Source organism: Rhizobium sp. SRI_017, assembly GCF_057586295.1.
This window is the reverse complement of sequence record NZ_JBYCZP010000002.1, coordinates 559,027-584,580: the sequence shown is the minus strand read 5'-3', so window position 1 is coordinate 584,580 and position 25,554 is coordinate 559,027. Positions and strand designations below refer to the sequence as shown.

At 62.1% G+C, this 25,554-nt stretch carries 25 protein-coding genes, 1 tRNA gene and 3 pseudogenes; 11 read left to right on the top strand and 18 right to left on the bottom strand.

Features of this window, described 5'->3' with window-relative positions:
* Positions 1–36 precede the first annotated feature (36 nt).
* From AC2YI2_RS07625 to AC2YI2_RS07595, 7 genes are all read right to left on the bottom strand, one after another.
* Positions 37–1,401, bottom strand: coding sequence for an ABC transporter permease (locus AC2YI2_RS07625; protein WP_487385831.1), 1,365 nt, complete (start codon positions 1,399–1,401; stop codon positions 37–39).
* Positions 1,398–2,795 (bottom strand): ABC transporter permease, encoded by a 1,398-nt coding sequence (locus AC2YI2_RS07620; RefSeq protein WP_487385830.1) that lies wholly within the window; start codon positions 2,793–2,795, stop codon positions 1,398–1,400. The genes AC2YI2_RS07625 and AC2YI2_RS07620 overlap by 4 nt, the downstream gene beginning before the upstream one ends.
* Entirely contained in the window at positions 2,792–4,615 is a 1,824-nt protein-coding gene (locus AC2YI2_RS07615) for a sugar ABC transporter ATP-binding protein (protein WP_487385829.1), read from the bottom strand. Before AC2YI2_RS07615 ends, AC2YI2_RS07620 begins: the two co-directional genes overlap by 4 nt.
* Before the next feature lie 85 nt (positions 4,616–4,700).
* Positions 4,701–5,870 (bottom strand): ABC transporter substrate-binding protein, encoded by a 1,170-nt coding sequence (locus tag AC2YI2_RS07610; protein ID WP_487385828.1) that lies wholly within the window; start codon positions 5,868–5,870, stop codon positions 4,701–4,703.
* A 45-nt stretch (positions 5,871–5,915) separates the two neighbouring features.
* Positions 5,916–6,686, bottom strand: coding sequence for an AttM family quorum-quenching N-acyl homoserine lactonase (attM, locus tag AC2YI2_RS07605; protein ID WP_487385874.1), 771 nt, complete (start codon positions 6,684–6,686; stop codon positions 5,916–5,918).
* A 192-nt stretch (positions 6,687–6,878) separates the two neighbouring features.
* A complete protein-coding gene (locus AC2YI2_RS07600) occupies positions 6,879–7,727 on the bottom strand; it encodes an alpha/beta fold hydrolase (protein WP_487385827.1) in 849 nt (282 codons plus the stop codon).
* A 33-nt stretch (positions 7,728–7,760) separates the two neighbouring features.
* Entirely contained in the window at positions 7,761–8,150 is a 390-nt protein-coding gene (locus tag AC2YI2_RS07595) for a hypothetical protein (RefSeq protein ID WP_487385826.1), read from the bottom strand.
* A gap of 166 nt (positions 8,151–8,316) precedes the next feature.
* On the opposite strand from AC2YI2_RS07595, the gene AC2YI2_RS07590 reads away from it, so the two are divergent.
* Complete coding sequence (locus AC2YI2_RS07590) at positions 8,317–9,141, top strand: IclR family transcriptional regulator (protein ID WP_487385825.1); 825 nt, start codon at positions 8,317–8,319, stop codon at positions 9,139–9,141.
* A gap of 134 nt (positions 9,142–9,275) precedes the next feature.
* Complete coding sequence (locus tag AC2YI2_RS07585) at positions 9,276–10,151, top strand: alpha/beta fold hydrolase (RefSeq protein WP_487385824.1); 876 nt, start codon at positions 9,276–9,278, stop codon at positions 10,149–10,151.
* A gap of 38 nt (positions 10,152–10,189) precedes the next feature.
* On the opposite strand, the gene AC2YI2_RS07580 is transcribed toward AC2YI2_RS07585, so the two are convergent.
* Positions 10,190–10,975, bottom strand: coding sequence for an IclR family transcriptional regulator (locus AC2YI2_RS07580; RefSeq protein ID WP_487385823.1), 786 nt, complete (start codon positions 10,973–10,975; stop codon positions 10,190–10,192).
* A gap of 133 nt (positions 10,976–11,108) precedes the next feature.
* Here AC2YI2_RS07580 and AC2YI2_RS07575 point away from each other — a divergent pair, with 133 nt between their 5' ends.
* On the top strand, positions 11,109–11,939 hold the full coding sequence (locus tag AC2YI2_RS07575) for a helix-turn-helix transcriptional regulator (RefSeq protein WP_487385822.1): 831 nt from the start codon (positions 11,109–11,111) through the stop codon (positions 11,937–11,939).
* Positions 11,940–12,122: 183 nt separating this feature from the next.
* Here the strand turns inward: AC2YI2_RS07575 and AC2YI2_RS07570 are convergent.
* Together AC2YI2_RS07570 and AC2YI2_RS07565 are read right to left on the bottom strand one after the other, a co-directional pair.
* Positions 12,123–12,329, bottom strand: a pseudogene (locus AC2YI2_RS07570) (DDE-type integrase/transposase/recombinase); the annotation flags it as partial.
* A gap of 113 nt (positions 12,330–12,442) precedes the next feature.
* Positions 12,443–13,342: an AraC family transcriptional regulator gene (locus tag AC2YI2_RS07565; protein ID WP_487385873.1), complete on the bottom strand. Its 900-nt coding sequence runs from the start codon at positions 13,340–13,342 to the stop codon at positions 12,443–12,445.
* Between the two features lie 173 nt (positions 13,343–13,515).
* Between AC2YI2_RS07565 and AC2YI2_RS07560 the strand changes: the two genes are divergently transcribed.
* From AC2YI2_RS07560 to AC2YI2_RS07550, 3 genes and pseudogenes are all read left to right on the top strand, one after another.
* Positions 13,516–14,274 carry an SDR family NAD(P)-dependent oxidoreductase gene (locus tag AC2YI2_RS07560; protein ID WP_487385821.1) on the top strand — a complete coding sequence of 253 codons (759 nt, stop codon included), beginning with the start codon at positions 13,516–13,518 and terminating at the stop codon, positions 14,272–14,274.
* Positions 14,275–14,305: 31 nt separating this feature from the next.
* Positions 14,306–14,980, top strand: a complete 675-nt coding sequence (locus tag AC2YI2_RS07555) for a glutathione S-transferase family protein (RefSeq protein ID WP_487385820.1) — start codon at positions 14,306–14,308, stop codon at positions 14,978–14,980.
* Positions 14,981–15,006: 26 nt separating this feature from the next.
* A pseudogene (locus AC2YI2_RS07550) lies at positions 15,007–15,603 on the top strand (cysteine hydrolase family protein).
* 200 nt (positions 15,604–15,803) lie between these two features.
* On the opposite strand, the gene AC2YI2_RS07545 reads toward AC2YI2_RS07550, so the two are convergent.
* The 4 genes and pseudogenes from AC2YI2_RS07545 to AC2YI2_RS07530 all read right to left on the bottom strand — a co-directional run bounded on the left by AC2YI2_RS07545 (position 15,804) and on the right by AC2YI2_RS07530 (position 17,994).
* Complete coding sequence (locus AC2YI2_RS07545) at positions 15,804–16,076, bottom strand: hypothetical protein (protein WP_487385819.1); 273 nt, start codon at positions 16,074–16,076, stop codon at positions 15,804–15,806.
* A gap of 35 nt (positions 16,077–16,111) precedes the next feature.
* Positions 16,112–16,582: a cyclophilin-like fold protein gene (locus AC2YI2_RS07540; RefSeq protein WP_487385818.1), complete on the bottom strand. Its 471-nt coding sequence runs from the start codon at positions 16,580–16,582 to the stop codon at positions 16,112–16,114.
* 35 nt (positions 16,583–16,617) lie between these two features.
* Positions 16,618–16,776: pseudogene (locus tag AC2YI2_RS07535) on the bottom strand (SDR family NAD(P)-dependent oxidoreductase); the annotation flags it as partial.
* 30 nt (positions 16,777–16,806) lie between these two features.
* A complete protein-coding gene (locus AC2YI2_RS07530; protein ID WP_487385817.1) occupies positions 16,807–17,994 on the bottom strand; it encodes an MFS transporter in 1,188 nt (395 codons plus the stop codon).
* A 97-nt stretch (positions 17,995–18,091) separates the two neighbouring features.
* On the opposite strand from AC2YI2_RS07530, the gene AC2YI2_RS07525 reads away from it, so the two are divergent.
* From AC2YI2_RS07525 to AC2YI2_RS07505, 5 genes are all read left to right on the top strand, one after another.
* Entirely contained in the window at positions 18,092–18,991 is a 900-nt protein-coding gene (locus tag AC2YI2_RS07525; RefSeq protein ID WP_487385816.1) for a LysR family transcriptional regulator, read from the top strand.
* A 536-nt stretch (positions 18,992–19,527) separates the two neighbouring features.
* A complete protein-coding gene (locus AC2YI2_RS07520; protein ID WP_487385815.1) occupies positions 19,528–20,025 on the top strand; it encodes a DUF3489 domain-containing protein in 498 nt (165 codons plus the stop codon).
* 2 nt (positions 20,026–20,027) lie between these two features.
* On the top strand, positions 20,028–20,543 hold the full coding sequence (locus AC2YI2_RS07515) for a DUF2924 domain-containing protein (RefSeq protein ID WP_487385814.1): 516 nt from the start codon (positions 20,028–20,030) through the stop codon (positions 20,541–20,543).
* Positions 20,540–21,460 (top strand): recombinase family protein, encoded by a 921-nt coding sequence (locus AC2YI2_RS07510; protein WP_487385813.1) that lies wholly within the window; start codon positions 20,540–20,542, stop codon positions 21,458–21,460. Before AC2YI2_RS07515 ends, AC2YI2_RS07510 begins: the two co-directional genes overlap by 4 nt.
* A 96-nt stretch (positions 21,461–21,556) precedes the next feature.
* The gene (locus AC2YI2_RS07505; RefSeq protein ID WP_487385812.1) at positions 21,557–22,294 is read left to right on the top strand and encodes a hypothetical protein; all 738 of its coding nucleotides are present in this window, start codon (positions 21,557–21,559) and stop codon (positions 22,292–22,294) included.
* Between the two features lie 254 nt (positions 22,295–22,548).
* Here AC2YI2_RS07505 and AC2YI2_RS07500 read toward each other — a convergent pair.
* The 4 genes from AC2YI2_RS07500 to AC2YI2_RS07485 form a co-directional block, all read right to left on the bottom strand.
* A tRNA-Lys gene (locus tag AC2YI2_RS07500) sits at positions 22,549–22,624 on the bottom strand.
* Between the two features lie 126 nt (positions 22,625–22,750).
* The gene (locus tag AC2YI2_RS07495; protein ID WP_487385811.1) at positions 22,751–23,650 is read right to left on the bottom strand and encodes a PhzF family phenazine biosynthesis protein; all 900 of its coding nucleotides are present in this window, start codon (positions 23,648–23,650) and stop codon (positions 22,751–22,753) included.
* Positions 23,651–24,391 (bottom strand): NUDIX hydrolase, encoded by a 741-nt coding sequence (locus AC2YI2_RS07490; protein ID WP_487385810.1) that lies wholly within the window; start codon positions 24,389–24,391, stop codon positions 23,651–23,653.
* Entirely contained in the window at positions 24,388–25,500 is a 1,113-nt protein-coding gene (locus tag AC2YI2_RS07485) for an endonuclease/exonuclease/phosphatase family protein (protein WP_487385809.1), read from the bottom strand. The genes AC2YI2_RS07490 and AC2YI2_RS07485 overlap by 4 nt, the downstream gene beginning before the upstream one ends.
* Positions 25,501–25,554 lie beyond the last annotated feature (54 nt).

The window sequence follows — 25,554 nt, the reverse complement described above, 5'->3', positions numbered from 1 at the left end:
CCTTTGCGGATAGTCTTGTTGCTCATGCGGGCGTCCTCATATCTGGGTCCTGATGTGCGGGGAGCGGGCATACAGCGCCACCATGGGCAGGATCAGCAGGCCGAAGATGAACTGCTGCCATTTGAAATCGAGGCCGATGCCGACGAGGAAGCTCGACAGCACCTGCAGCACGAGCACGCCTATAACGGTGAAGCCGTAGCCGCCGGCGCCGCCGAGCAACGACGTGCCTCCGACCACTACCGCCGCGAGCGTCAGGAACAGGTACTGGTCGCCGACCCCGATGAACCCGCCGCCCGACCAGCCGAGCAGCAGCCCGCCGGTGAGCGCCGCGAAGAAGCCCGAGAGCGTGTACATGATGACCCAGTAGCGCATCTCCGAGATCATCACCCGGCTCGCCGAGGTGCGGTTGACGCCGAGCGCATAGAGGTAGCGTCCATAGACCGTCGTGCGCAGCCCGATGATGAGGACGAGTGCGATCAGAGCCCAGAGCGCGATGACCGGCGGAAAGGGCAGGCCGAAGGTGGAACCGTTCATGGCCGAAACATTGGAGAGCCAGGCCGGCACGGTCCCGAACACATTGCCGGAATAGGCTGAGCCGATGGAGGTGACGATCTGCACGCCGCCGGAAATCGCAAAGCCCGTGCCGAGCGTCACGATCAGCGCTTGACCCTGCAGCTTGTAGCTCAGCAGGCCGTTGATGAGGCCGAACAGCGCCCCGATCGCCAGCACGATGATCGACGCGAGCCAGGGGGGAACGCCGAGGCCGATGAGGTAGAGAAGGCCGACATTGGCGGCGCCGATGATGAAGGGGATCGAGAGGTCGAGGCCACCGAGCAGCGCCACCAGCGTCTGGCCCACCGAAGCGAGGCCGAGGAAGGAGGCGAAGAGCAGCATAGACTTGATGTTGCCGCCCGAGGCGAAGCCTTCGATATTCATCGAACCGACGGAGAACAGCCCCGCCAACACCATGATGCCGATGAAGGCCGAGCGGTTCTGCTGGAACTGGCGCCCGAGCGTGCGTGTCAGGATCAGGATCGCGAGCAGGATGATCAGCGAGATTACGTTCCAGATGTTGAAGAATGCCTCGACCGTCAGCGACAGGACCAGGAAAGCAAGGAGGATCAGCGCCAGGCCTAGAAGCGGCCAACGATACTGGACCCAAGCACGGCGAAGTGGACTCGGCCCATCAATGGCGGGCTCAGAAGGATCGAGGAACTGGCCGATGACATAACGCCAGGCGAAGACGAAGAGCGCCAGTGTCGCGATCGCCGAGAGGATCACCACCTGGACGGCGACTCCCTGGGCGAAGCCGTAGCCTGCGCCGATCACGGCAAGCAGCAGGCCGATGGCAAGGCCGAGGATGCGCGCAGGAAGGCTGAGTTGGGGCAACTTGTCCATCATCGGACCGCTCCGAGGTTGGACGCGATCAGCCCTTGGCTCATCACATAGGCGCCGGCAAGCACGAGAGCCGCGATGATGACTGCCACGGCCGGCGCGATGCTGCGCCGGCTCGACTGCCCGACAGCGAGCCTGAGGAAGACGGCGATCACCGCGATGAGAAGTGCGAAGAAGACGAGCGGCGCCGCCTCGATCCGCAGGGCCTGGGTCTCGGGCGAAAGCGTCGCGATTTCGAGCGGAGCCGTCATCGCGGCCTGCAGGTCGAGCGGGCCGGGCACGATCGCGCCGATGGTGCCGAGCGCAGCATAGTCGAATGTCGCATGCAGGATGACGCCAAGCACGATCACCGACAGCACGACGAAGTAGAGGAGCGGCGAGAAGTTGCGGAAATAGCGCTGGATGACGGGGATTAGCAGCGTCAGCAGCAGCGAGATGACCAGGATCGCGCCATAGGCGAGATTGGTGACGAAGCTCTGGACCGAGCCGAAGTTGAAGGTCGAAAGCACATAAGTGATCAGATAGAGATTGAGCGCGCCGAGCGCCGAGCCGAACACGCCGCCACGCCCGCCGCCGAGCGAGGCGCCGCCCAGCACCAGTGCCGTCACCGCGATCAGCGTATAGGTGGTACCCTGCGAGGGATCACCCGACGAGATCAGTGCCGTGAAGCAGATGGCCGCGAGCCCTGCGAAGCAGCCTGATATCAGATGCGCCCCGATGCGGACGATGGTGATCGGAACGCCGGACGTGTAGGCGGCGCGCTCGTCCGAACCCATCAGGCGCAGATGCGTATAGAAGGCGGTGGCGGTAAATAGCAGCCAGGCGGCCGAGGCGATCAGCACGATGATCAGGATCGGCGAGAAGATCGAGGTTCCATAGCCCCACTCGGCCATGAAGGGCGGCGACATGCCGCCAGGACGCGGCAGGATGACGAGATTGATGCCGCTCAGCGCCAGATAGCCCGAGAGCGAAACGATGATCGGCTGCACCCTGACATAGATGACGATCAGCGCGAAGATGAACTGGTAGAGCGCGCCGACCGCCATGCAGTAGAGAAACACCGCGATCGGGTTTTCGATCAGCCCGGCCGCGTGGAGCTGTATCATCGTGACGTTGATGAAACCGATCAGCGGCCCGACCGAAAGATCCACCGTACCGCGCCCTGAGATCGTCGACGCCATCAGCGTATAAGTCGCCAGAATTAGCGGCGTGACGACGATGATCGCAGCGCCGATGCCCGACGCCGTCATGAGATTGGGTGCTCTCATCACCGCCACCGCGAGCAACGCGAAGAACAGCGTGATCGGCATCAGCAGGAACGGATTGGAGCGACCGCCCTGTTGCTCCACCCTGGTGGCGGGCACACTGGTCGCGGCGATATCGGCAGCTGAAACGCTCATGGGCGTCCTCCTTCCCGCCTCTGGCCGCGATCGTCGAATTCGACGACGCGGATGGTCTTGGGCGCATGCCTGACCTCCGTGGCGCTCGTCGCCACCAGCCGCTCGACCGGCGTCTGCTTGTGGGCGAGACCGGCATTCGGCGCCTTCATTGCCGCCTTGATCTCCTCGGGCACCTCGACACGGACCCGCACGCCGTCACCCCCGATGACACCGCGATCGACAGGCACGACCGCCCGCTTCGGGGTGAGGCCATGGGCGGATGCCAGGCCGGCTCCTGCTGTCTGTCCGAACATCGCCTCGAGCACCGGCTTGGTCTCGAGACCGCGGCCTTCGAAGGCATCGAAGGGCGCACCGTCGCGGAAGACGATGACGCGGGTGGCAAAGCCGAGGAACTCCTCGATCTCGGAGGAGAGGTAGACGACCGCGCGGCCCTCCTCGGCGAAGGCACGCAGATGCTTGTAGAGTTCGGATTTCGCGCCGACATCGATGCCGCGCGCCGGATCGTTGAGCACGATCACGTCGGGACGGGTGGCGAAGCCACGGCCGATCAGCACCTTTTGCTGGTTGCCGCCCGAAAGCGAGGTGATGCGGTCTTCCTTTTCGCCGAACTTGATGAGGAGGTTATCTGCCTCGCGCTTGAAGATTGTGCCGAGCGTCGCGCGATCGATGAAGCCGAGGATGCCGCCGCGCTTCTTCTCGCGATAGAGCGGCATGACCATGTTCTCGAAGATCGACAGCGAGGCGAAGATGCCCTCGCGCTTGCGGTCACCGGATATGTAGGCGATCTTGCCCTTGGCCGCTTCGGCGAGGTTCCGCACCGGCGTCCAGTTGTCGTCGCGATTTGCGACCTGCACCAGCCCACCCGCCGCCGGCATCACGCCCGCCAGCACCCGCACGAACGCATCCTGTCCCTGGCCGTCGAGGCCAGCGATACCGACGACTTCGCCGCGCCGGAGATCGAAATCGAAACTCCGCGCATTCGGCCAAACCGAGAGGTTGCGGGCCTTAAGTGCCGGATCTTGCGTCTTCGGCACCGGTGCCAGGGCGGTGCCGTGGCTGACGCCGCGATCCTCCCCGGTCATCAGCGCCAGCAGGTTGCGCTCGGTGATGTCGGCCTTTTCGAGCACGCCAACGTCGCGGCCGTCGCGGAAAACGGTGGCGCGGTCGGAGATGCGGACGAGCTCGGCAATGCGATGGGTGACAATCAACACCGTCGTACCGCGGTCGCGCAATGCCCGCATCTTGGCGAACAGCCGCTCGGTCGAGTCGAAATCCAGTGCAGCAGAGCTTTCGTCGAGAATGAGAATCTTCGGTTCCGACAGCAGCGCGCGCGCGATGGTGATCCACTGCTTGAGCCCGAGCGGCAAGGTGCCGACCAGCGCATGCGGATCGACGGGCTCGCCGGAGAGTTCTTCCATGAGCTCAGCCGCGCGGGCCACCTTGCGCTCCTGCGAGAGGGTCTTGGTGAAGAGACGATCCGCGCCCATGAAGATGTTGTCGACGACCGAGCTTTCGTCGGCGACCAGCACTTCCTGGTAGACGGTGGAGATGCCCAATGCCCGGCTCTCGGCCGGCGTCGACGGCGTCTCGCCGAGGATCGACACCGTGCCGCTATCGATCGGCAGCACGCCGGAGACAACCTTGGCCATGGTGCTCTTGCCGCAGCCGTTGCCGCCGACAATGGCGTGGATTTCGCCGGCGCGCGCGGAAAAGGAGGCCCCGTCCAGCGCCCGGGTCGGACCGAAATACTTCTTCACACCGCGCACGAGGATTGTCTCCCGGCCCGCTGCTTGTGTGATTTCTGTCGAAGTACTCGCCATGGTCATCCCGTTGACGCCTGAAAGGCACTGGGCCGGAAACGATAGTCAGGAAAATGACGGGGGCCGGTGTCGGCCCCCGGCTGCGTCACTTCTTCTTGAAGGCCTTCGGATCGGCGGGGCGCAGGAAGAACTGGTCGAGATAGGCGGGATCGCCGCCCCAGCGGTTGGCACCAACCTTCACCCAGTCGGCGCTGTCGAGCGAGCAGTCCTCGTTCATCACCGCCTTGAGGTCGTCATGCGTCATCTTGACGGGATCGACGAGGATCGACTGGATCTTCGGTCCCTGGCCCTGGAGCGTGCGCATCATGATGTTCCAGATCAGCTGGATCTCGTCGGCCGGCGGCCAGACCTGGTATGAGGCGTTGATGTATTCTGGATGATTACGCCAGTAGCAGAGCGCGCCGAGCTCGCCGCCGATCGCCACCGGGACATCCGCCTTGTTGGACTGCTGGATGGCGCGCAGCACGCCCATTTCAGCCGCCGACTGAACCACGATGCCGTCGAGCTTTCCGGGATTGGTGGCGAGCCACTTCTGCACTTCGCCCTGTGCGACCTGGTCCGTCCACATACCGGCAACCGAGCCGACGACCTTGATGTCGGGCGAGCTCGCGAGACCCGCGAGGACACCGCGGTTCTGGCTGTCGGAGCCCGACGTGCCGGGAATGCCTTCGACCACGAGAACATTGCCCTTGCCGCCGAGCTGATCGACCATCGCCTTGGCGATCTCGTAGCCGGCGACCTGGTAGTTGACCGACGAGTTGATCGAGTATTCCGACGTCAGGTAGCCGGTCAGCGAGAACACCGGGACGCCATGGTCGGCGGCATATTTCACCGTCGCGTTGAGCGCGGTCGGGTTGGAGCAGCAGACGATGATCGCATCGACGCCCTGGTCGACGAGCTGGCGCATCTGCTGGATCTGCGTCGGGTCGTTGAGGTTGGACTGGGTGACCACCAGTTCCGAGAGCAGGCCAAGTCCCTTCCATTCCGGAATGATCGAGGTTTCAAGTTCGTTCATCACCGCCGCGCGCCAGGTGTTGCCGGCATAGGACGACGCATAGCCGATCTTCCACGGCGGCGGGTTCTTGGCGACGAAGTCACGCCACTTCGACGGGCCAATCGGCTGCATCGGATCGAGCATGTCCTTGTTGTACAGGCGCTTGGCGACATCGGGATTGATCTCGTCGAGACCCTCCGCCAGCACCCCGGTCGCCGCCACGGCAATGATCGCCGCAGCATAAGCTAGTCTTTTCAGCATGTTCACTCCTCCAGTTTGGCGTGCCCCCGGGCACCCGTTCATGCGTCAGTCGTAGAAGTCGTGCGGCGCCTTGCGGAAACCCTTCCAGGTCACCGGGTCGTGGCCGGTCACCACGGTCGCACTGGTGTCGGCGGCTATGCGGCGCAGCTTGGCGACGGAGTCGGCGGCCTGCGCGGACGAGACGACGAGGCCGGGCAGCGCCTTGTTCTCCCAGTGGTCCACGGTGTAGGCCGCATCGATGGTGAGCAGAACCGGACCGGTCTGCGGCAGCGTGATCAGGAAGGACTGATGGCCGGGCGAGTGGCCCGGCGTGAAGATCATCCGCACCGTGCCGTCACCGAAGAGGTCGTAATTGTCGGTAAATTCACCACCAAGGAACTTCCAGTTCAGGCCCGGCCGGTCGAAATCGGCGCGGATGTAGGCCCCCGCCGAGAACCAGTGCGGCTTGAAGGCATAGTCGTATTCGATGCGCTGGACGATGTACTGCGCCTTGGGGAAGCGTCCGATGGCGCCGGTATGGTCCAGATGGAGATGCGACTGCACGACGTAGCGCACGTCATGCGGGGCGATATCGATCATCTTGAGTTGGTCGACGCAGTTTTCCGACACCGCCATGACGGGATCGTAGGCGTCGACGACGGCGCCCCAGTGCCCGCGCTTGTCGATTGCAGCCTCCACCGCATTGCCGCCATCGATCACCACATTGCCCTGCGGGTGACGGATGAGGAACCAAGGGACCGGGATCTCGAACGGTTCGTCCCCCTGGTTCATCTTTATGAATTTGGTCTTGGTCTTCAGCGTTCCGGTCTGGAACATGTGCAGCTCGATGCCCGACGACTTGCGGCGCACCCGTGGCGCTTCCTTCGGCGCCTGGGCGAAGACCGGCCGGGGAGCGAGCGACGCGGCGGCGGCTCCCGCCGGCGCCGCCTTGGGGTCGGCCTCGACCCGGCGGCCCTTTTCGTCGAATTCGATGATCTTCATCGCGCAAGCCTCTGTTGTCTGGACCGGTCAGGTTCGCGTTTCGATGATGCGGAGGGCTTCCTTGAGATAGACCGCGAACAGCGGGTAGTTCTCCGACATCGGGAAATGGCCGATGTCCTCCATCTCGACATAGATGCCGCCGGGGATCTGACGGGCCGTGTTCTCGGTGGCTTCGGGCGGCGTCAGGTAGTCGTAGGTGCCGGTCATCATGATGACAGGGCAGCGCTTGGTATCGATGTTGCCGAGCTTGCCGCGCAGGTCGTGGTCGATCGAATAGAAGAACAGGTCTCCTTTGAAGGCTTCCGACCCTTGGGTGTAGTAGTGCCAGGTCAGCCAGCGATCCATGTCGGGGCTCTGCGGCGCCATCAGGTCCCAGACGCCGCTGGCGCAGACCTGCGCGGCATTGGCGTGTGGATGGCGCCACCAGTCGAGATAGAAACCCGGCGCGTGCTCGGCCGCTTCGACAGGAATCACCGCCCGGAACCGGTCGGGGTAATGGAGCGCCAGCTGCAGCGCGACATTGCCGCCAAAGCTCGACCCCATGAAGATCGGGTTCTTGAGCTCGAGCGCATCGCAGAGCGCGACGATGAAATTCATGTAGTGGCTGGCGGTGAGGGTATATTCTTCCTTCCACCATTCCTTGTTGAGCGGCGGATCGGACTTGCCATGGCGGGCGAGGTCATAGGCGATGACGTCATACTGGCTGGTGATCGACTCGTCCTCCAGCAATCCCCGCCACTGATGGTTATGACAGCCGGCCGTGTGCTGGCAGACCAGGGGAATGCCCTGGCCGTTGCGCAGGTAGAAGACCTTGTACTCGTAGCCGTCGACCTCGATGGTGACGTAGCGACCGATGACAGGGGAATGTTTGACCATTCGGGGCTTCCTTGAATGGATGTGGAGGCGGCGTCAGACGGGCACGCCGACCTTCCGCAACAGTTCGAACTGGACGGTGAAATTGCGCAGGTTCTGCATCATCACGAGGATGTTGCCCTCGATCTTTAGGTCGCGGCGGAAGCTCGCGGCCCAGATGCCGTGATACATCGGCTCGGGCACCGGCCGGGCGAATTCCCGCCATGTCGCGGGACTTGCGCGCAGCGCGAAGTCGTAGGCATCGAGCGGCTGCGGTTCGGTGTTGATGCGGTGGACCTTGCCGTCGATCATCTCGACGATGACCTTCTGCGTGCCCATGTCCCACATGTAGGAGCACGAAAAATACCGCGCCATCGCCCCGATCGTCGGGTCGCGATCGGAAGCCTCTCCGAACCGGATCGCCCAGTCGCGCACGCTCATCACCATGCCTTGCCCCTCCGTCCTCCGGCAGCGTGTCGCTTCACCAGTGGTGTTCTACGCTCAGTCCAGTGTTCAATATGCTGAACATATTTCAGTGGACTGGAACGTAATCTTTGGGCTAAACACCTGTCAAGAGGAAAACGGGCGCCAGATTTTCAGCCGGAATCGCTGCATGAACCCAAGGGACTCCAAGGCCAAGCCAGTGCCGGCTCTCGAGCGAGGAACCCGGATTCTCGATCTCGTTGCCCGGTCGAAGACGTCCTTGAGCCTGTCCGATCTGGCACGAGAACTGAAGATTGCTCGCAGCACTGTGCATTCGCTTTGCCATACGCTGGTCAACCTCGAACTGTTGCTCCGGCGCAACGACCAGACGTTCCAGCTCGGGCCGCATGTGATGCGTTGGTCGAACGCCTTCACCATCCAGGCCGACGTCGCGGCCGAGTTTGCATCGATCTGGGACCAGGAGACCGAATTTCCGGGAGCCACAATCACGCTCACCGTGCTCGATGGCGCCGAAGTCGTTTACATCGCTGCCCGCAACTCCGAACTCAGCCATCCCCTCCTCGACTTCCGTGCCGGCATGCGGCTCCCCGCGGCCTTCACAGCCACGGGCAAGGCGTTCCTTAGCCGGATGAGCGACTTCGAGATCCGCCGCCTCTTTCCCGACGGGTTGCCGACGGCGCGGACACCGAAGAGCGTCCAGGACGTCGACCAGTTGCTCGGGGAGCTTCAGGACGTGCGCCGGAACGGTTACAGCTGCGACGAGGAACAGGTGGCCGAGGGCATGGTCTGCTACGGCGCGGCGGTGCTTGACTCGCGAAATCGTCCAATCGCCGGCGTCGCGGTCAGCCTTCCCGTCGAAGCTATTAGCGAGAGCAAGCGCGAGCTGATCATCCAGAACGTCACAAGGATAGCGATGCGTCTTTCGCATCGCATGGGCGCCGATCTTGAGCGCGCCGGCCGAGCGGGCGCCTCGCCGGAAGCATTTCAAGCATAAAAATGAGATTCTTTGGCAAGTTCTTGTGCATCCAAGAGCTTATCGGAGGCCCTCACTGGTGCCATGATGACCTTAGGATGGCAGGCGAGGCACGGGGAGAACGACGCCGAATGTCCGTCCTGGGGAGAGGTCACATGCTACATCTCAGATCGGATGCAAGCCGGCCTACGGCTCGTGGTGCTAACCTGGCCATGGCACGCGCCAGGCTCGTCGACACGGACGTCGGCCCGATTGACGTCTACGAGACAGGATATGCCGGCGGCGACGCCATCATTCTTGTCACACACGGGCTCGGAAGCCTCGAATCCTTCGAGGAGTTGGCCGACGGGCTAGCCCTCCGGTTCCCCTGGCGGCGCATCATCACATATTCCCGACCGGGTCGCGGCCGCAGCCCCGCCCTCGGCAGGACCGCCGCATCAGAAGATCTCGTCGCCGAGGCGACCATGGTCCTGCCGGCACTAATGCGCACACTGGACATAGGCAGGGCCGATATCGTCGGCCACAGTGACGGCGCCGCCGCGGCCGCACTGGCTGCCTGCATGAATCCGGGACTCATCGCAAGCCTTGTGGCGATCTCACCGCAGGTTTTCGCCGACGGGCAATTCGTCCGAGCGACCAGGGACCTGCCCGAGGAAGAATGGCAGGTCGGGCTGACCGGGCGCCTGGGCGCGTTCCACCTCGACGGAGAAGGCGCCTATCGGCGATGGCGCGGCGCGCGCGAGGCGTTGTGTTCGAACCCGACCGCGGTACTCGATAAATTGGACGCACTCACCTCGCCGATCCTGTTGATCCAGGGCCTCCGTGATGAATTCGGCTCCAGCGCGCAGGTGTCGCTCGCCGCGTCGCGCGCGGCCGGACCGGTCAAGTGGGTGCTGCTGCAACGGGATGGGCATTTTCCTCATCTGGACAATCCTGGCCAGATGCTCGACCTCATTGACAGCCATCTCGCCAAGCCGTGCGCGCGGCAGACCGGCCGCTGGTCGTCGGCCGGCGGTGTCGCTCCCGCATGACGGATCGAGTCAAGCAACGGCCTGGAACGACTACGAGCTCAGGCAGCAACGTCCGCCCCGAGCCGGTGCGACAGGCGCGCGGCGAGATTGGCTACGCTCCCCGTCAGTTGGCGTCGTGTGGCGTCCGGCATCCCCTCGCCCTCGATACTCATCATCACGGCCGCAACCGGTCGGTTGAGGGAGTTGAGCACTGCCTTCGCAAGATTGGTGACCCCTGGCTCGCATTGACCGACTTCGATCGCCACTCCCAGGGCGCGGATTTCCCGGATTTCTGCCATCAGGTCTCCGACATTGTCGACAGACCGAGAGGTGAGCTTTTCAGGGAACCGGTCGCCGAACGTTCTAAGAATCTCGTAATCAGGCCAGGAGGCGATGATCGCCTTGCCAGCCGCGCAGAGCGGCGCCGGAAGGCGCATGCCGGGACGAAGCGGAAAGCGCCCGAGAGCATGTGTCTGACGCGCTGCGATGAAGACGACATCGGCCTCATCGGGGATGCACAGCGAGACGATCGTGTCGACCGCGACCTCCGTCTGGTCCCAGAGTGCAGCGAATTCGGCGGCAACATCAGTCTGGCGTTCGAAGGCATTCGACCACCGCAGGAGATGCGGACCGAGGAGATAGGTCTGATCGGGGCGCCGGATCAGCAGTCCAAGCTTGACCAGCGTCATGCAGAGAGCATGCACGGTGCTCTTGGGCAGCGCCGTCTCGCGCGCCAGCTCCGACACGGTCGGATAGCGCTTGGCAGCAGCCACGATGTCCAGGATGACCGACGCCCGCTCGACGGCGGGAACCAGCTTCTGCTGAAGGGACTCTTGCTCGCCCAACCACGTCCTCCCAGGATGCAATTCCCAGACGATGACGTTGCCATCGCTGCTTTCCGTCCCAAAGTCAAATCCCGCTCAGCGGGAACACGCAATTCTGACTTCCCCAAACTTAGGATCTTGGTATAGTTAAGGAATGACAGCCGCTGTCCGTGTCAAGTTGGGGTCTTTCGGCCGTATCGCACTTGTCGAGCTGGCTCACTGCCTGGTACGACATGCGCATCCACATTGCCACATGCTATTCAAGGTTGCGGGGGCAGACACCCATTTCGTCGTCGACGATGTGCCTTGCCCGTTGACGGACGATGTCGCGGTTCTCGTCGATGCTTGGCGTCCGCACGAATTCCTTCATCGGCCCGGCCAGCCGGTGACCCAGATTCTTGCGCTCTATCTCGATCCGGAATGGCTCGCCACTTTCCGACCCGACTGGATCAGAAGCAGCGAGTTCAACTTCTTCGACACGACCTACGGACAAATGACGGAGCCGGCGCGTCGACTCGTCATGGCGCTCTCTGAATGCCTAGTGGGCGGTACGGAGGCGCGGATGGACGCTGAAAGGCTTCTAAGCGATCTGGTCGTGTCAATGATCGATCGCTGCTCCGTGTACGGACGTCAAGCGCCGCGGCTGGTCGGCGCCCGGCCGGTCGACTGGCGCATCCGCAAAGCCATGGGGCACATCAAGGGCAAGGCGGGTGACTCTACGAGCATCGATAACATTATTGGCGAGATCGGTATGAGCCGATCCAACTTCTTCCGCCAGTTCAAGGCCTGCACGGGAATGTCGCCTGGTCTATTCCAGAATGTCGTGCGCCTCGAGCAGGCGGTGCGGCTGACCGTTACCTCACAAGAGCCCCTCGGCACGGCCGCGAGCAGGCTCGGCTTTGAGGATCAAGCGCACTTCAGCCGGTTCTTCCGAAATCATACCGCCGTATCTCCCCGGGAATACCGTCAAGGGGCGGCCGAATAAGGGCTCTGGAGCGGGTTAACGCGATCAAATAAGCTTTCGGCATGCTGATTGGATCAGGTTGCCGTTCCGGTGACGGCCTTTATCGCCGCCATCGGTTTCCAGCTGAAGTGATTGCGCATGCCGTGTGGCGGGCCTGTTGCAAAATCTCCAGCGATGTTAGAATGCCCCCTAACGGGGCTGCTTTCATGCTTTCTTGACCTTTTGAATTCGGAAGAGACGCACGAGCAGATCGTTCTGATCGTTGACGGTCCAATCGCCCGTGAAGCCGAAGCCCTTCTTCAGCCAGAGCATCGCTTCGAACCCAGCGATCGTTCGACGCGCCGTTCTGAAGGATCGGAAGCCGCCGATCTTCGGCATGTTCTTCTTCACTCTGAAATGGTCACTCTCGATGGTGATGTCATGTCTGGATGGCGCCCGACTGTTACAACCCCAGTTTTAGCTAGCCATGGCGCGAACAACGCCAAATTCGCTCGACAGCCTGTGCCCAATAACAACGAGGCCATCTAACTGATCGTATGGTCGCTGATCGACTGCCTAAGCCTGCGCACGTCGCGGACGGGCGGAGCCCCGAATTGCCGCAGATATTCGCGGCTGAACTGAGAGGCGCTCTCATAGCCGACCGCATAGGCGACGTCGGAGGCACTATGGTCGCCGGCGAGCAGCAACTGGCGCGCCTCCTGAAGGCGTATCTGCTTCTGATACTGGATCGGGCTCAATCCAGTCAGCGCGAGAAAGTGGCGATGCAGGCTCGCACGACTCATGCCAGCAGCTTCGCACAGAGCCTCGATCCGCAGCCGCGCATTACCGCGGTCGCGAATCCATTCGACCGCGCGGCGGATGCCGCCGATCGCGCCTTCCGGGCGGGCGATGTGGCGCAACAGTCGCCCCTGCGGGCCCTGCAGGAGACGATAAAGCAATTCGCGTTCGGCCATCGGCGCGAGCGCCGGGATGTCTGCAGGCGTGTCGAGCAACGCCAGCAGTCGCAGCAGCGTGTCGCGCAGCGGCGGCGTCATCGGGTTGATCGCGATGCCGCTGCCTGGCGCCTCCGCGTCGCGCACCGCCGGCATCGTCGATGCGACCTCGGCGAGAAGTGCCGGATCGAGGACTAACGAAATCGCCACATAAGGACTGCCGTCGTCAGCGTCATGGATCTGGCCGCTCAAAGGCAGATCGAGTGCGCTGACCAGATATTGAGACGCGTCGTAGCGCAGGAGGTCGTCGTGGATGGCCACCTCTTTCGATCCCTGCAGAATGAAGCAGATCATAGAGCGGTAGAGACACGGTGACGTTCCCGAGGTCGTTTGTCCTACGCCGATTTCCAGGCGCGGGATCGGCGTCAGGGTCATTCCGGTCCGCCCGTGGCGGAGCGCGATATCGCGATGCGGCTGTAGGTTGTCGGTCATGCCATGGAGTATGACACCATTTTTCCCATCTGCAAAGCGCTTGAGATAATTAGGCAAGCAATTGAGAGCATTAGGCGGGGCGCCGGACACAGCAGTCGCCTATCTGAGTGGCAGCGAAATGCGACGCCTCAGCGGCGTGCCGACCGATAATCAGAATCACAAGGAATGTAGCAATGACTCAGAAGATCGCACTTATTACTGGCACCAGCCGCGGCCTCGGTCGCAGCATGGCGCTGCACCTCGCCCGTCGCGGCGTCGGCATCGTCGGCACCTATCGCCAGGGCGCGGCGGAAGCCGATGCGCTGGTAAGCGAGATCGAGGCGCTGGGCGGCACAGCGGCGATGCTCGCGCTCGACGTCACCAAGGTGGCGAGTTTTCCGGCCTTCGCCGCATCCTTCGCCGAGACGCTCCGGAGCCGCTTCGGCAGCGACCGGTTCGACTATCTGGTCAACAACGCCGGTGCGGTCGTCCACGTGCAGGTCGCTGACGCAAGCGAGGAACAGTTCGATATGATGATCGACATGCACCTGCGCGGACCGGTGTTCCTGACGCAGGCATTGCTGCCGGTTCTCGCCGATGGCGGACGCATCCTCAACGTCTCGTCGGGCTTCACGCGCACGTCGATGGCCAGCTTCGGCCTTTATGCGGCGGCCAAGGCGGGGCTCGAGACGCTGACCCGGTTCATGGCGCTGGAGCTCGGCGCGCGACAGATCCGCGTCAACGCCATCGCGCCCGGTGCCATCGCCACCGATTTCGGCGGTGGTAGGGTCCGCGATGACGAACAGGCTCATGCCTTCGTCGCGAGCAAGATCGCGCTAGGCCGCGTCGGTCAGCCCGACGACATCGGCGGCGCGGTCGCAGCCATCCTGTCCGACGATATGGGTTGGGCCAACGGTACGACCTTCGATGTCTCGGGTGGTCAGTCGCTCTGATGCTGCATCCGGCTCCATCGGAGAAACCGTCATGACCGACACCGATCTTACTCTCATCAGCCATCCGCTGTGCCCGTTCGTTCAGCGCGCCGCGATCGTGCTTCTGGAAAAAGGCGTTCCGTTCGAGCGCGTCAACATCGACCTGTCGGTCAAGCCTAACTGGTTTATAGCCCTGTCGCCGACTGGCAAGGTGCCGGTGCTGAAGGTGCGCCAGCTGAACGGTGCGGAGGCGATCCTCTTCGAAAGCGTGGTTATCTGCGAATATCTGAACGAGACGCAGGGTGGCGCGGCGATGTATCCCGACGATGCATTGTTGCGTGCCCGGCATCGCGCCTGGATCGAATTCGCCACCCAGACCTTTACGGAGGGCTGGCGGTTCCTCCACGCCAAGGACATGGCGACCGCCGATGCCAAGCGGGCCGCCTTCCGTGATCGGCTGAGCAAGATCGAGGCGGAACTGGGCGACGGCCCGTATTTCGCCGGGGCGGCTTTTGGCCTGATCGATGCGGTCTACGCACCGCTGTTCCGCTATTTCGGGATCATCGATCCGGAAGTGGCGGACCCGATCTTTGTTGGCCTGCCACGTGTGACGGCGTGGCGCGCGGCACTTGCCGAGCGATCCAGCGTCAAGAACGCCGTGATCGACACCTATCCCGACCTGTTTCGCGACTACCTGCGCCAGCAAGGCGCGAAGATCGCCGCTTAACAACCAAAATCCCAAGGAGTTATATTTTGACTGACGCATCCAGGAGCGCCCTGATCCTGATCGAATATGTCAACGACTGGCTCTCGCCGACCGGTGGCATCTATCCGTCGTTCCAGGACCGCGAGTAGGTCGACACTGCTGTCGCCAATTCGAAGATCATTCTCGAAGAGGCCCGCCGTCGCGGCATGCATGTGATCCACGCCTCGCTGAAGTTCGAGCCGACCTTCAAGGTGCTGGGCGAGGCAAAATATGGCCTGCGCAAGATGATCCGCGACTATGGCTCGTTCCTCGGTGAGCAGGCCGATTTCTTCCCCGGCTTCGAGCCGGCGGCCGGCGAACATGTCGTTTGCGAACGCGCCGGCGGCAGCAGCGTCTTCGTCGGAACCACGCTCGACTGCTATCTGCGCAACAACCGCGTCGATGAGATCTACCTGTCGGGGTTTTCACTGCGACAGTGCGTCGAGTCTTCGATGCGCAACGCGCATGACCTCGGCTACCACACCATCGTCATCTACGACGCGTCGGCAGGCTATACCCGCAAGCAGCAGGACGACTTCGTGGCCGAGATCGCCCCCTTCTACGCCAACGCGATCACCGCGCAGGAGTTCGGGGCGAAGGCATAATCCGTCGCTGGACCCGGCCCGATTACAGGAGAGCCACATGAGCCTTTGTCAACCGCATTTTTCCGAATGCCTGGCCTCATCTTTCAGCCCCTCAGCCCAGACAGTGGGTGGCAGCGAAGATGACGCAAAGGGCGATGCTCACGATCACCGGCCAGCGCAGGATCGCGGGGATCCGTATAGGCTCATAGGTCCGGTCGTCGTCACACCGGGAATACGCCTCGTAGCCATTTGCCGTGTTGGGGGGGCGGCGCTGCGGCAGCGTCCGGGTTCATCGCCTGGACGGAGGGAGTTCTGCCCTTGGAGAAGATGACCTGGCCGGAATAGGGTACTTCCGTCTGCCTGCCACCCGCGTCGGTGACCTGCAGCGACGACATGCGCCACGTTCCTGTTATCTCAGATGTGCTGTCTTCAGCGAACGCCGGAGAGGATGTGAATAGCGTCATTGCCATAAGTGCGATCTTGAAGTTTTTCATGCGGTTAGTTCTCTTCGGATGGTGTCGTGGATAATTCAAATCCTCTCGATGCGCACGGGGTACGCGCCGCGAACCAGCAGAGGCTCGAAGTCCCCGTCGAAACGGCCGAGACGGATCAGCCCGTCCCAGCGGAAGTCGTCGTAGAACAGGGCGAGATTGCCCCATGGTTTGAAGTAGCAGAGGTCGCCGGGCCGCTCGTTTCCGAACGGACCGCTACCGTTCTCCGTTAGCTTGCGCGGCAGATGGACGATTTTTTCGTTCCCACCGAAGTCCTCGATCCTGAGGTCCAGAGGGAGCATCGAAGCGAAGTCGCGCGCTGACGGATTGTTATAGAGCGTGGCTACGAGCGACAGGTCGTTGAAGGTCATTCTGATCTTGACGTCGGTCGGCTCCTGGCTGGCCGGATCGCGGCCGTCCTGCCCACGTACCGCAAAGGGAGAAGCCGCGGCCGCCAGGGCTCCACCTGTGATATTCCTCCGGGTGAAACGCTTGGATGCAGTCGTCACGATTGCGGCTCCCGTTAAACCGGTTGCGGCGTGTTTGCGGCGAGTTCCTCGGCCAGCGCATCGATACGGTCACGCCGCCGGGCACCGAGCACCACTGTGGCACCTCGCTCGGCGAGATGGCGTGCCGTGGCTTCTCCTAGTCCGCTGCTCGCGCCAGTGATGACGACGACTTTGTTTTCTATGCCTTGAGACATGATGTTCTCCTGTTCGAGATTGTTGAGAGGTCAAACGCGGCGGCCAGCGAGCGCTCCGAATGCGGCGGAGCCAGCAAGAAGGAGGGCGGCCAGAAGGAAAGCGCTCCACCAGCCTGCGATGTCGAAAAGAACGCCGCCTGCGAATGCCCCGCCCGCAATGGCCAACTGGATCAGTGCGACCTGGATGCCGCCCGCCGCTTCCAGTTCATCGGGGACCAGCCTCGCCATCCAGGTGTTCCAGGCCACCGGGGTCGGGGTCGAGAAAAATCCCCAGAGCACGAGGAGGATCGCAGTGGCCCACGGTGAAGACCCAAAGCCGATCAGCAGGAGAGCGATCAGAGCGACCGTGCCCGGCAAGCCGATCAGCGCGGCGGTCAGGTGTCGGCGCAGGACGAAACCGATCAAGGAGGTCCCGGCCAAACCACCGAGCCCGACACCCAGAAGCATCAGCGAGAGCGCGTTGAGTTCCACCCCGGTGACACCTTCGAGAAACGGACGCAGATAGATCGAAAGCGCGTTCATCCCCATGAACACGAGACCCGTTGCCGCCATGCCGATCAGGAAGGCGCGGTTGCGCAAGAGGCGCAACATCCGGCCGACCGAGACCGTTTCCGTCGCAGGCATCTTCGGCAGGGCGGCAAATTGCCAGGTCAGGGCGACGAGAGCGATCGGAACCGTGATCAGGAAGGTGCCGCGCCAGCCGATCAGCCCACCGAGAAAGCTGCCGAGAGGCGCTGCGATGACGATGGCGAGCGCGGTGCCGCCCTGGAGCAGAGCGATGGCCTTTGGCAGGTCAGAGTTCGAAGCCAAACGTGAGAGGATGGCCGTCGACAGCGACCAGAATCCACCAATCGCGACACCGACAAGTGCCCGACCCGCGAGAAAGACGGCGAAGTTGGGAGCGAGGGCCACCGCCAGACTGGAGAGCGCCAGAACCCCGGTATAGAGCAGCACGACTGCCTTCCTGCCCCATTTTGACAGAAAGCCGTTGCCGAAGAGGCTGGCGATGACTGCGAAGATGCCTGAGATGGTAATCGCCAACCCAGCCTGTCCTTCCGATACCGAGAGGTCTCGGGCGATCGGGGTCAGGAGACTAACTGGTAGGAACTCCAATCCAACCAGCAGGAAGGTCAAGAGCGACAGGCAGGTCACGGCCGCCCATGGCGTTTCTCCGGCTTCCGTCGAGATTATGTCATTCGCTGTCATCTCACTGGCCATTCCGTGCTCTCCTTTGCAGTTGACGCAACAGATAGCCAAACGGGGTTAGACAGACTAGAAGGCATAATCTGCATGTCGAGGTGAAGGAGATTCAACAATGCGGCGCGACGAGTTCACCGAGATGAGGGCTTTCCTGGAAGTGGCCAGGGAACGGAGCTTCACCCGTGCCGCCGCCAAGCTCGGTCTCACACGCTCGGCGCTCAGTCACACGGTCAGCGCGCTGGAGGAGCGCCTCGGTGTTCAGCTTCTTTCCCGCACCACCCGGGATGTCGCCCCCACGGCGGCCGGCGAACGTCTCATGGCGAGCATCCAGCCGCATTTCGAGAGCATTGCCGCAGGGATCAACGCGATTAGCGCATTGCGCGACAAGCCGTCCGGCGACGTACGGGTGGTCTGCCCCGACGATGCGGTCGAGCTCGTGTTCCGCCGTCGACTTTCGGCATTCCTGCGGGACTTCCCAGACGTAACGGTGGAGATTATCGTCGACAATGGCTTCACCAACATTGTCGAGCGGCAGTTCGACGCTGGCGTCCGTCTTGGCGAGGCCGTTGCCCGAGATATGGTGGCGGTGCGCATAGGACCCGACGTGTCATATTCCGTCGTGGCCTCGCCCGACTATCTGGATCGACATGGGCCACCGTCAATCCCGCAGGACCTAACGGGCCATAACTGCGTCAACCTTCGGCTTCCAACGTCCGGGGGGCTTTATGCTTGGGAGTTCGAGAGGGACGGCCGTGAGTTCAGCGTGCGGGTGGAGGGCCAGCTCACCTTGAGCAATATCGCACCCGCGATAGACGCTGCATTGGACGGTATCGGTCTTGCCTACGTGCCCACGGACCTCGTCTTGCAGCATGTCGAGCGTGGGCGGCTGCGGCAGGTGCTTTCGGACTGGTGCCCGACCTTCCAGGGCTACCATCTCTACTATCCGAGCCGACGCAATCCATCGCCTGCCTTCTCGGCATTCGTCGATGCTTTCCGGCATAAACAGCGGAAATAGTGTTGGCCCCCACGGCCCGATGTATCCTGTTGGCGGGTAGTGTTGAAAAACTCCTAGAAATGCTGGCGAAGGCAATTTGCGCCGCCTGCCTTGGGAATGAAAATTCGCCATCGGCCATTCTCCGAAACTGATTTGCGCGGTTGAGCGGAATGCCTTGGGTTCGAGCAATTCCGTTTCAACTACCAGACACCAAAATGTCAGACTCGGAGTTCTTCAACACTATCGGCGCATCAGCGACGTGCGGTGCTGAGGCAAGCCCGTATCGGATCGTCGAGCTTTGATGACTATGTCTGATTTTGGGAAGGCTGTCCGGCGGGATGAACGGCTGACTTGTGAGGGCGCAAGGCAGCCGAAGATCGATTGGGTCTCGTTCCGCATGGAACCTCGGCAGCTCGCATTCAAAGTTTGCCATACTGGCACTGACCGCTGGACTTCCGCGCTGAAGGAAGCAAGTGGTGTCATCACGCCCGCAACCCGGGCTTCCGTCAGTACACGGACTGGATTGGCCAGTGCCCTGTACAACGGAGTCTAAGGTGATGATCACTGAGAATGACGATAACTTCCCCTCCACCCGCACCCTCCATATGGCTATCGATTCCTCCGCAAATTCTGGTGGAGAACCTTCTGCAAATCGGACGGGGCGCCGACGGATGGCTCAGATCACATCCATGCCATTGGAGACCACCACCGCTCCAAGTACAGAACCGAGTATTGCGGCAGTTGGTGTACGTCCGGCGACAAAATCAGACTTAGTACTGAATCTTCTGCGGCGAGCCCTCGGCGCGTCCCTCTCGGAAATCTCCGCGGCCACCGGCTGGCAAGCGCACTCCGTGCGTGGCTTTTTGTCGGGTACTGTACGAAAGAAGCTTGGTTTGAACCTGGTCAGCGTCATCACAGGCGATGGTGTCCGGCGATACACGATCGGCGAGGCTGCGGCATCGGTAGAGCCGGCTCTGCCGATTGATCTGCCGGCCTTCGGCTCATTCAGCGGCGCAGCGGCGGTCGAACAAGCTGATGCGACCCAGGAGGCCTGATTGTGGCCCGCCCGAGTATCCAACATAAGGTCGCCGCTCTCGATGGCCTGCCTCGACCTGAGCTTGTCGACCTCTGGATCAAACAGTACGGTTGCCCTCCCCCGTTTGGCGTCCGACAACCGCTCCTCGTTCGATCGGCAGCGTGGCACCTCCAAGAACGACGACTTGGCGGCCTCTCGCCGAATGCCAAACGAACGCTCAAAGTTGCCTTGAAGCAGCTCGAAACGTCACTGACAGGATTCAGCGTTGATGCAGACGAGGTCGTAGACTCATCGGTCGGCAGGATGCGGACTGATAGAGACGGCAAGCCAGCTATTGCAGGAGGACGTCGGGCCGGTCCACGTCTACAGCCGCTGCCCGGCGCCCGCCTCATCCGTGAGTGGAACGGACGTCGCTATGTCGTGGAGGTGGTTGACGGCGGCTTTGTGATGGACGGCAAAACCTATCGATCACTGACCGCCATTGCCTTCAGGATCACTGGCGCCAAATGGTCTGGGCCGAGGTTCTTTGGACTATGAGCGAGATAAGGAAACTCCGCTGCGCGGTTTACACCCGCAAATCCAGCGAAGAGGGTCTCGACCAGGCCTTCAACTCGCTCGACGCACAACGCGAAGCCTGCGAGGCCTACATCGCCTCGCAAGCCAGCCTCGGCTGGCGGCTGGTTCCCGAGCACTATGACGACGGCGGAATATCAGGCGGTACTTTGGAACGTCCTGGGATCCAGCGCCTGCTCCACCACATCCGCGCGGGCAGGATCGACGTCATCGTCGTCTACAAGATCGACCGGCTCACCCGATCGCTGATGGACTTTGCCAAACTGGTGGAGATCTTCGACGGACACGCGGTTTCTTTCGTCTCGGTCACCCAGCAGTTCAACACCACGACGTCGATGGGACGATTGACGCTCAACGTACTCCTCTCCTTCGCTCAGTTCGAACGAGAGGTCACCGCCGAACGCATTCGGGACAAGGTGGCAGCGTCGAAAAAGAAAGGCATGTGGATGGGAGGTGTCGTGCCCTATGGCTATCGGGCGCACGACCGCAAGCTGGTCATCGACGACAAGAACGCAGCCGCCGTCCAAGGCATTTTTGATCGCTATCTGGCACTGCGGTCGGTCCCTGCCCTGGTGCTCGAACTGAACGAGGAACAGGTCAGAGAGAATGTCGATCCCAATGTCGCAGACGCTCCAACGGTACCTCGCTATCCCCACAGCCGCGGCAAAATCTATCATATGCTCTCCAACCCAGTCTACATCGGCAAAATCCGGCATAAGGGTGAGCTGCACGATGGTGAGCACACATCGATCATCGAGCCAGACGTATTCGCAGCGGTACAGCAACTGCTGGCGGCACAGGCGGCAAGTCGAAAGGGCGCAACGATGCATGACAGTCCCCATCTGCTAACGGGTCGCATCTTCGATGAGCACGGAAACTGACTCACGCCAGTTCATACGCAGAACCATGGAAAGCGTTACCGCTACTATGTCACGGATACCCGGCTTGCCGCAGCAAAAGGCGCTGCTGTCTGGCGCGTGGCGGCGCCGACCATCGAGGCTGCTGTCGAAGCACAGCTCCTCCAGCTTCTGAACAACCATCCGCAACTCGCTACGTGGACTCAAGAATATTCCCTGGAGGTCACCCTGCCTCACTTGCTTGAGAATGCTGCGATCCTTCGGCAGCGCGTCATCGCTAGCGATGCGGGCAACTTCGCCTCCTCAATCATCACGGCGGCTATAAAGCGTGTCACCCTGGCTTCCGACCGCATCCGATACGATGTGGATGCACGGCAATTCTTGAACATCATATCGAACGACACGCAACGCAATCACCGCGGTGGTGGCGAGCGGTCCACGATCACGGATCAGGAGGTCTTCGCCGAGGCCAAGCTTGATGGACCGACATCACTTGTCACGCTCGAACGACCGGTTGCGATCAAGCGTCGCGGCGTTGAAATGAAGATCGTTCTCGATGATCCCGCAACTGCCAACCAAGCACCTGATCAGACCTTGGTAGAGGGTATCGCCAAGGCTCATTATGCCCTGCGGATGCTTACGGACGGGTCCGCTCAATCGATCGCTTCGGTCGCTGACGCCATGAAGATGGATGCCTCCGACATCAGCCGGATCCTACCCCTCGCCTTCCTCTCGCCCAAGCTGACTGAGGCGATCCTGACTGGTCGTCATTCGCCAGATCTTACATTGCGCACCCCGACTCGTGGCACCGATCTGCCGATCCTTTGGAGCGACCAAGATGCCCTGCTCCCGGCATAAATGTTTGGATAAGGTCCGCCTGAAGATGGCCGGCGTATGCCGGCCGTTTCGCTTCCATCGAATGCCTACCAACATCAGCTGGAAAACGGCTGGTCACGGAATTAGCCCGAGGGAGACTCTCTCCCGTCATCGAGGAGATTTGGCGGCGAACAGAGACGAATTCCGCGTCTCCACAGGACGGCACAGCGGTAAGCCACGGAAATGTCGGAGCTATTTCGACAGACCCAATATCACCTAGGTTTTGGAAGACTGAATGGTGGGTGATGTAGGGTTCGAACCTACGACCCGCTGATTAAGAGTCAGCTGCTCTACCAACTGAGCTAATCACCCGCCGCGCGGCATTTGTTTGCCGTTGGCGGGGCGTATAGCCGGGATGGCGGGGCTTGGCAACCCCCGCCTGCCGAAAAAGTTTGCGTCGCGGCATTTCTCCCAAGGAATGCGGCTAACGCCGTCAAATCAAAGCAAAATCCGGCCTTCGGCGATCTTTACCGCCTGCCCCCCGATCCGGGCGTGCTGCACGGCTTTGCCACCGGATTCGATATGGAGATGAATGATCGATGGCCGGCCCATTTCGACCCCCTGCTCGATCGTCAGCGCATGGTGGCCGGAGCCCAACGTATCGAAATGGTGGATCGCGCCGCTCATCGCCGCCACGGCCGAGCCGGTAGCCGGATCCTCGGCAATACCGAGATCCGGGGCGAACATGCGAGCGTGGAAACTCGCCCGATGGTCGACTCCGCCGCGGCAATAGACATAGGCGCTCGTCGTGCCGAGCGGTGATGCGGACCAGCGCTGCGGGTCGAAGCGGATGCTCGCCGCGACATGAAGGTCCCGCACTGGCACCATCACATAGGCGACGCCGGCATTCCATGCCGAAAGCCGATGATTCTCGAAGCCGATATCGGCGGCACTGATGCAGAGCGCATCGGCCACGGTCTGTGCGTCGAGCTTGACGTCCACGCGCTCGGATGTTCGCGGCAGGTCGAATTCGGCAAAGTTGGCCTCACCCTTGCGCAGGCGGACGGCGCAGCGCACCGGGCCGACTTTCTCCTCGAGCATGCTCACGAGATCGTAGTCGCCCTCGCCATGCTGGCGCTCGGCCAGCGCGACCGCAGCGCCGACGGTCGGGTGCCCGGCAAAGGGCAATTCCTTGCCCGGCGTGAAAATACGCAGGCTCGCCGAATGCGCCGGATTCTCTGGCGGACCGACGAAGACCGTCTCAGAGAGATTGAACTCACCGGCGATCGCCTGCATCCTGCTGTCGGAGAGGCCTTCGGCGTCGAACACCACCGCCAGCGGATTGCCGGCAAGCTTTTCGCCGGTGAATACGTCATAGATCGCGTAATCGCGCGCCATTCACTTCATCCCTTCCTTGAAAATCCACTCGAGCGCCGGCAGCATGAACGGCGCGTAGTCGTGTGCCTTAGGATCCGGCGAGCGGATGCCGATGAGCGCGGAAATCTCCGGCTCCGGATCGGTGGCAATATGCTCCATCACCCGCGCACCGACCTCAGCCTCGGACAGCGCGCTCCGGAAGACGCGGAATACGGCGATGCTGTTGCCCACATGGACGGCACGGCATATCGGGTCGACGTCCATCTCGCCGAGATCCAATCCCGTTTCTTCCTTCGTCTCACGCTGCATATTGCTGTCCAGATCGCAGAAGCCGTCCTTAACGTCATGGGCATCGAGCGATCCCGCGGGCGAATAGACCCGTCCGGGATTGGCCGTCGTCTCGGCCATGCGGATCGCCATGACGGCGCCATCGGCGGAGACGATCATCGGTACGGCGAAGAGATGATGTCCGCCCTGCCCGCGCCCCGTGCGCCGCCAGTGCAGGAAGGCGGCAAAGGGCACCATATGCGCGCGCCCCTCGATATGGCCGGCCTCGAAGGAAAGCACGCGCTGGAACACCATCCGGCCATTGAACAGGCGGGGATTGGCCGCGACTTCCCGCTGCCAGTTCGCCTCGATCGCCGCCTCGTTCGCCAGCACCCAGGGATGCGGCCCATCCGCCACCGCGAGACGGAAGGACGACACGTCGAAGACCCTGCCTTCTCGCGGGAAGCCGGCATCGGTAAGCATCGCGGCCGTCATGGGATGCTGAGCTCCACGACGACGGGGCAATGGTCGGACGCCTTCGGCCGGTCCCACCCGGTGCGTGGAAAGCGATCGACCTCCTGCCCCGGCGGAAACGGTGTGCGATAGGGCTGCCCTTTGCGGACGATGTCGGGTACGGCGTCGGGGTTGGCGCGGGAGAGCGCCGGCGAAAGCCAGATATAGTCCAGCTGGCAGAGATGCCGCACCTCCATGCCCTGGGCATGATAGAGCGTCCAGCGATCGTCGGGATCGCGCCGCCGCACGATATTTTCGGCAAAGCCATCGGACGAAAAGACGTTCAGCGCCGATTGGGTTTCCGCCACCGGCGCGAACTGGAGGCCGAGCCGCGGCGACCCGGAAATGACCAGGCGTTCCTGGTAGTCGTTCATGTCCCCGCAGATGATGAAGTTCTTTTCGGCCGCGGCGGCACCAGCGCCGAACCGTTGTTCTATGATCTTGCGGACCGCCCGCGCCTCGGCCGTCCGGAGCGGCATGGTCGCGATCCTCCCGTCGCCCTGGTCGCGCGGCGAATTCATGGATTTGAGGTGCACGGCATAGATCGTGAGCGGGCGTCCGCCGACCTTCACGTCGACCTCCAGGCAGTCTCGACGGAAAATCCGGTCCTGCGGTTTTTCCGTCGCCGACAGGTTCGGTTCGAATAGCCCCATCGAATCGAAGGTCACCCCGGCATGGCTGCGGACGCCGACAAATTCGATCGGCTCGCCGTCCCGCGTCGTCTCCTTCATCATGATCGCGACATCGATGCCGCGCGAATCATTGCCCTCGACAAGGTACTTGTTGCGATACCCCTCCCCCATCATTCGGTAGAGATAACCGAACTCGAAGGCCTGCAAAGCCTCGAGACTCTCCACTTCCTGCAGGCACAGGATGTCCGCATCGGCCGCTGCTATAGCCTGCCCGGTCAACTGACGCGTGTCGTCGGTCAGCGAGATTATTCGTGCCTCCTCCAGGCGCTGATAATCGGCCGCGGTAGCAATCTGGTAGAGTCTCAGCACGCGGTCGCCGCGCAGCTGATTGCGGAAGCCCGTGAAATCGAAACGCGTCAGCAGGTTTTCGATGTTGAACGTTCCTATGCGTACCGCCATGCAAGTCTCCCGCCTTAGCCGTGGGCGAACCTATATCACGGCGCTTCGTCGACG

Coding starts and splice junctions, on each gene's coding strand:
- AC2YI2_RS07625 (WP_487385831.1), bottom strand. CDS start 1,401: ATGATGGACAAGTTGCCCCAACTCAGCCTTCCTGCGCGCATCCTCGGC.
- AC2YI2_RS07620 (WP_487385830.1), bottom strand. CDS start 2,795: ATGAGCGTTTCAGCTGCCGATATCGCCGCGACCAGTGTGCCCGCCACC.
- AC2YI2_RS07615 (WP_487385829.1), bottom strand. CDS start 4,615: ATGGCGAGTACTTCGACAGAAATCACACAAGCAGCGGGCCGGGAGACA.
- AC2YI2_RS07610 (WP_487385828.1), bottom strand. CDS start 5,870: ATGCTGAAAAGACTAGCTTATGCTGCGGCGATCATTGCCGTGGCGGCG.
- attM (WP_487385874.1), bottom strand. CDS start 6,686: ATGTTCCAGACCGGAACGCTGAAGACCAAGACCAAATTCATAAAGATG.
- AC2YI2_RS07600 (WP_487385827.1), bottom strand. CDS start 7,727: ATGGTCAAACATTCCCCTGTCATCGGTCGCTACGTCACCATCGAGGTC.
- AC2YI2_RS07595 (WP_487385826.1), bottom strand. CDS start 8,150: ATGGTGATGAGCGTGCGCGACTGGGCGATCCGGTTCGGAGAGGCTTCC.
- AC2YI2_RS07590 (WP_487385825.1), top strand. CDS start 8,317: ATGAACCCAAGGGACTCCAAGGCCAAGCCAGTGCCGGCTCTCGAGCGA.
- AC2YI2_RS07585 (WP_487385824.1), top strand. CDS start 9,276: ATGCTACATCTCAGATCGGATGCAAGCCGGCCTACGGCTCGTGGTGCT.
- AC2YI2_RS07575 (WP_487385822.1), top strand. CDS start 11,109: ATGACAGCCGCTGTCCGTGTCAAGTTGGGGTCTTTCGGCCGTATCGCA.
- AC2YI2_RS07565 (WP_487385873.1), bottom strand. CDS start 13,342: ATGACCGACAACCTACAGCCGCATCGCGATATCGCGCTCCGCCACGGG.
- AC2YI2_RS07560 (WP_487385821.1), top strand. CDS start 13,516: ATGACTCAGAAGATCGCACTTATTACTGGCACCAGCCGCGGCCTCGGT.
- AC2YI2_RS07555 (WP_487385820.1), top strand. CDS start 14,306: ATGACCGACACCGATCTTACTCTCATCAGCCATCCGCTGTGCCCGTTC.
- AC2YI2_RS07545 (WP_487385819.1), bottom strand. CDS start 16,076: ATGAAAAACTTCAAGATCGCACTTATGGCAATGACGCTATTCACATCC.
- AC2YI2_RS07530 (WP_487385817.1), bottom strand. CDS start 17,994: ATGGCCAGTGAGATGACAGCGAATGACATAATCTCGACGGAAGCCGGA.
- AC2YI2_RS07525 (WP_487385816.1), top strand. CDS start 18,092: ATGCGGCGCGACGAGTTCACCGAGATGAGGGCTTTCCTGGAAGTGGCC.
- AC2YI2_RS07520 (WP_487385815.1), top strand. CDS start 19,528: ATGATCACTGAGAATGACGATAACTTCCCCTCCACCCGCACCCTCCAT.
- AC2YI2_RS07510 (WP_487385813.1), top strand. CDS start 20,540: ATGAGCGAGATAAGGAAACTCCGCTGCGCGGTTTACACCCGCAAATCC.
- AC2YI2_RS07495 (WP_487385811.1), bottom strand. CDS start 23,650: ATGGCGCGCGATTACGCGATCTATGACGTATTCACCGGCGAAAAGCTT.
- AC2YI2_RS07490 (WP_487385810.1), bottom strand. CDS start 24,391: ATGACGGCCGCGATGCTTACCGATGCCGGCTTCCCGCGAGAAGGCAGG.
- AC2YI2_RS07485 (WP_487385809.1), bottom strand. CDS start 25,500: ATGGCGGTACGCATAGGAACGTTCAACATCGAAAACCTGCTGACGCGT.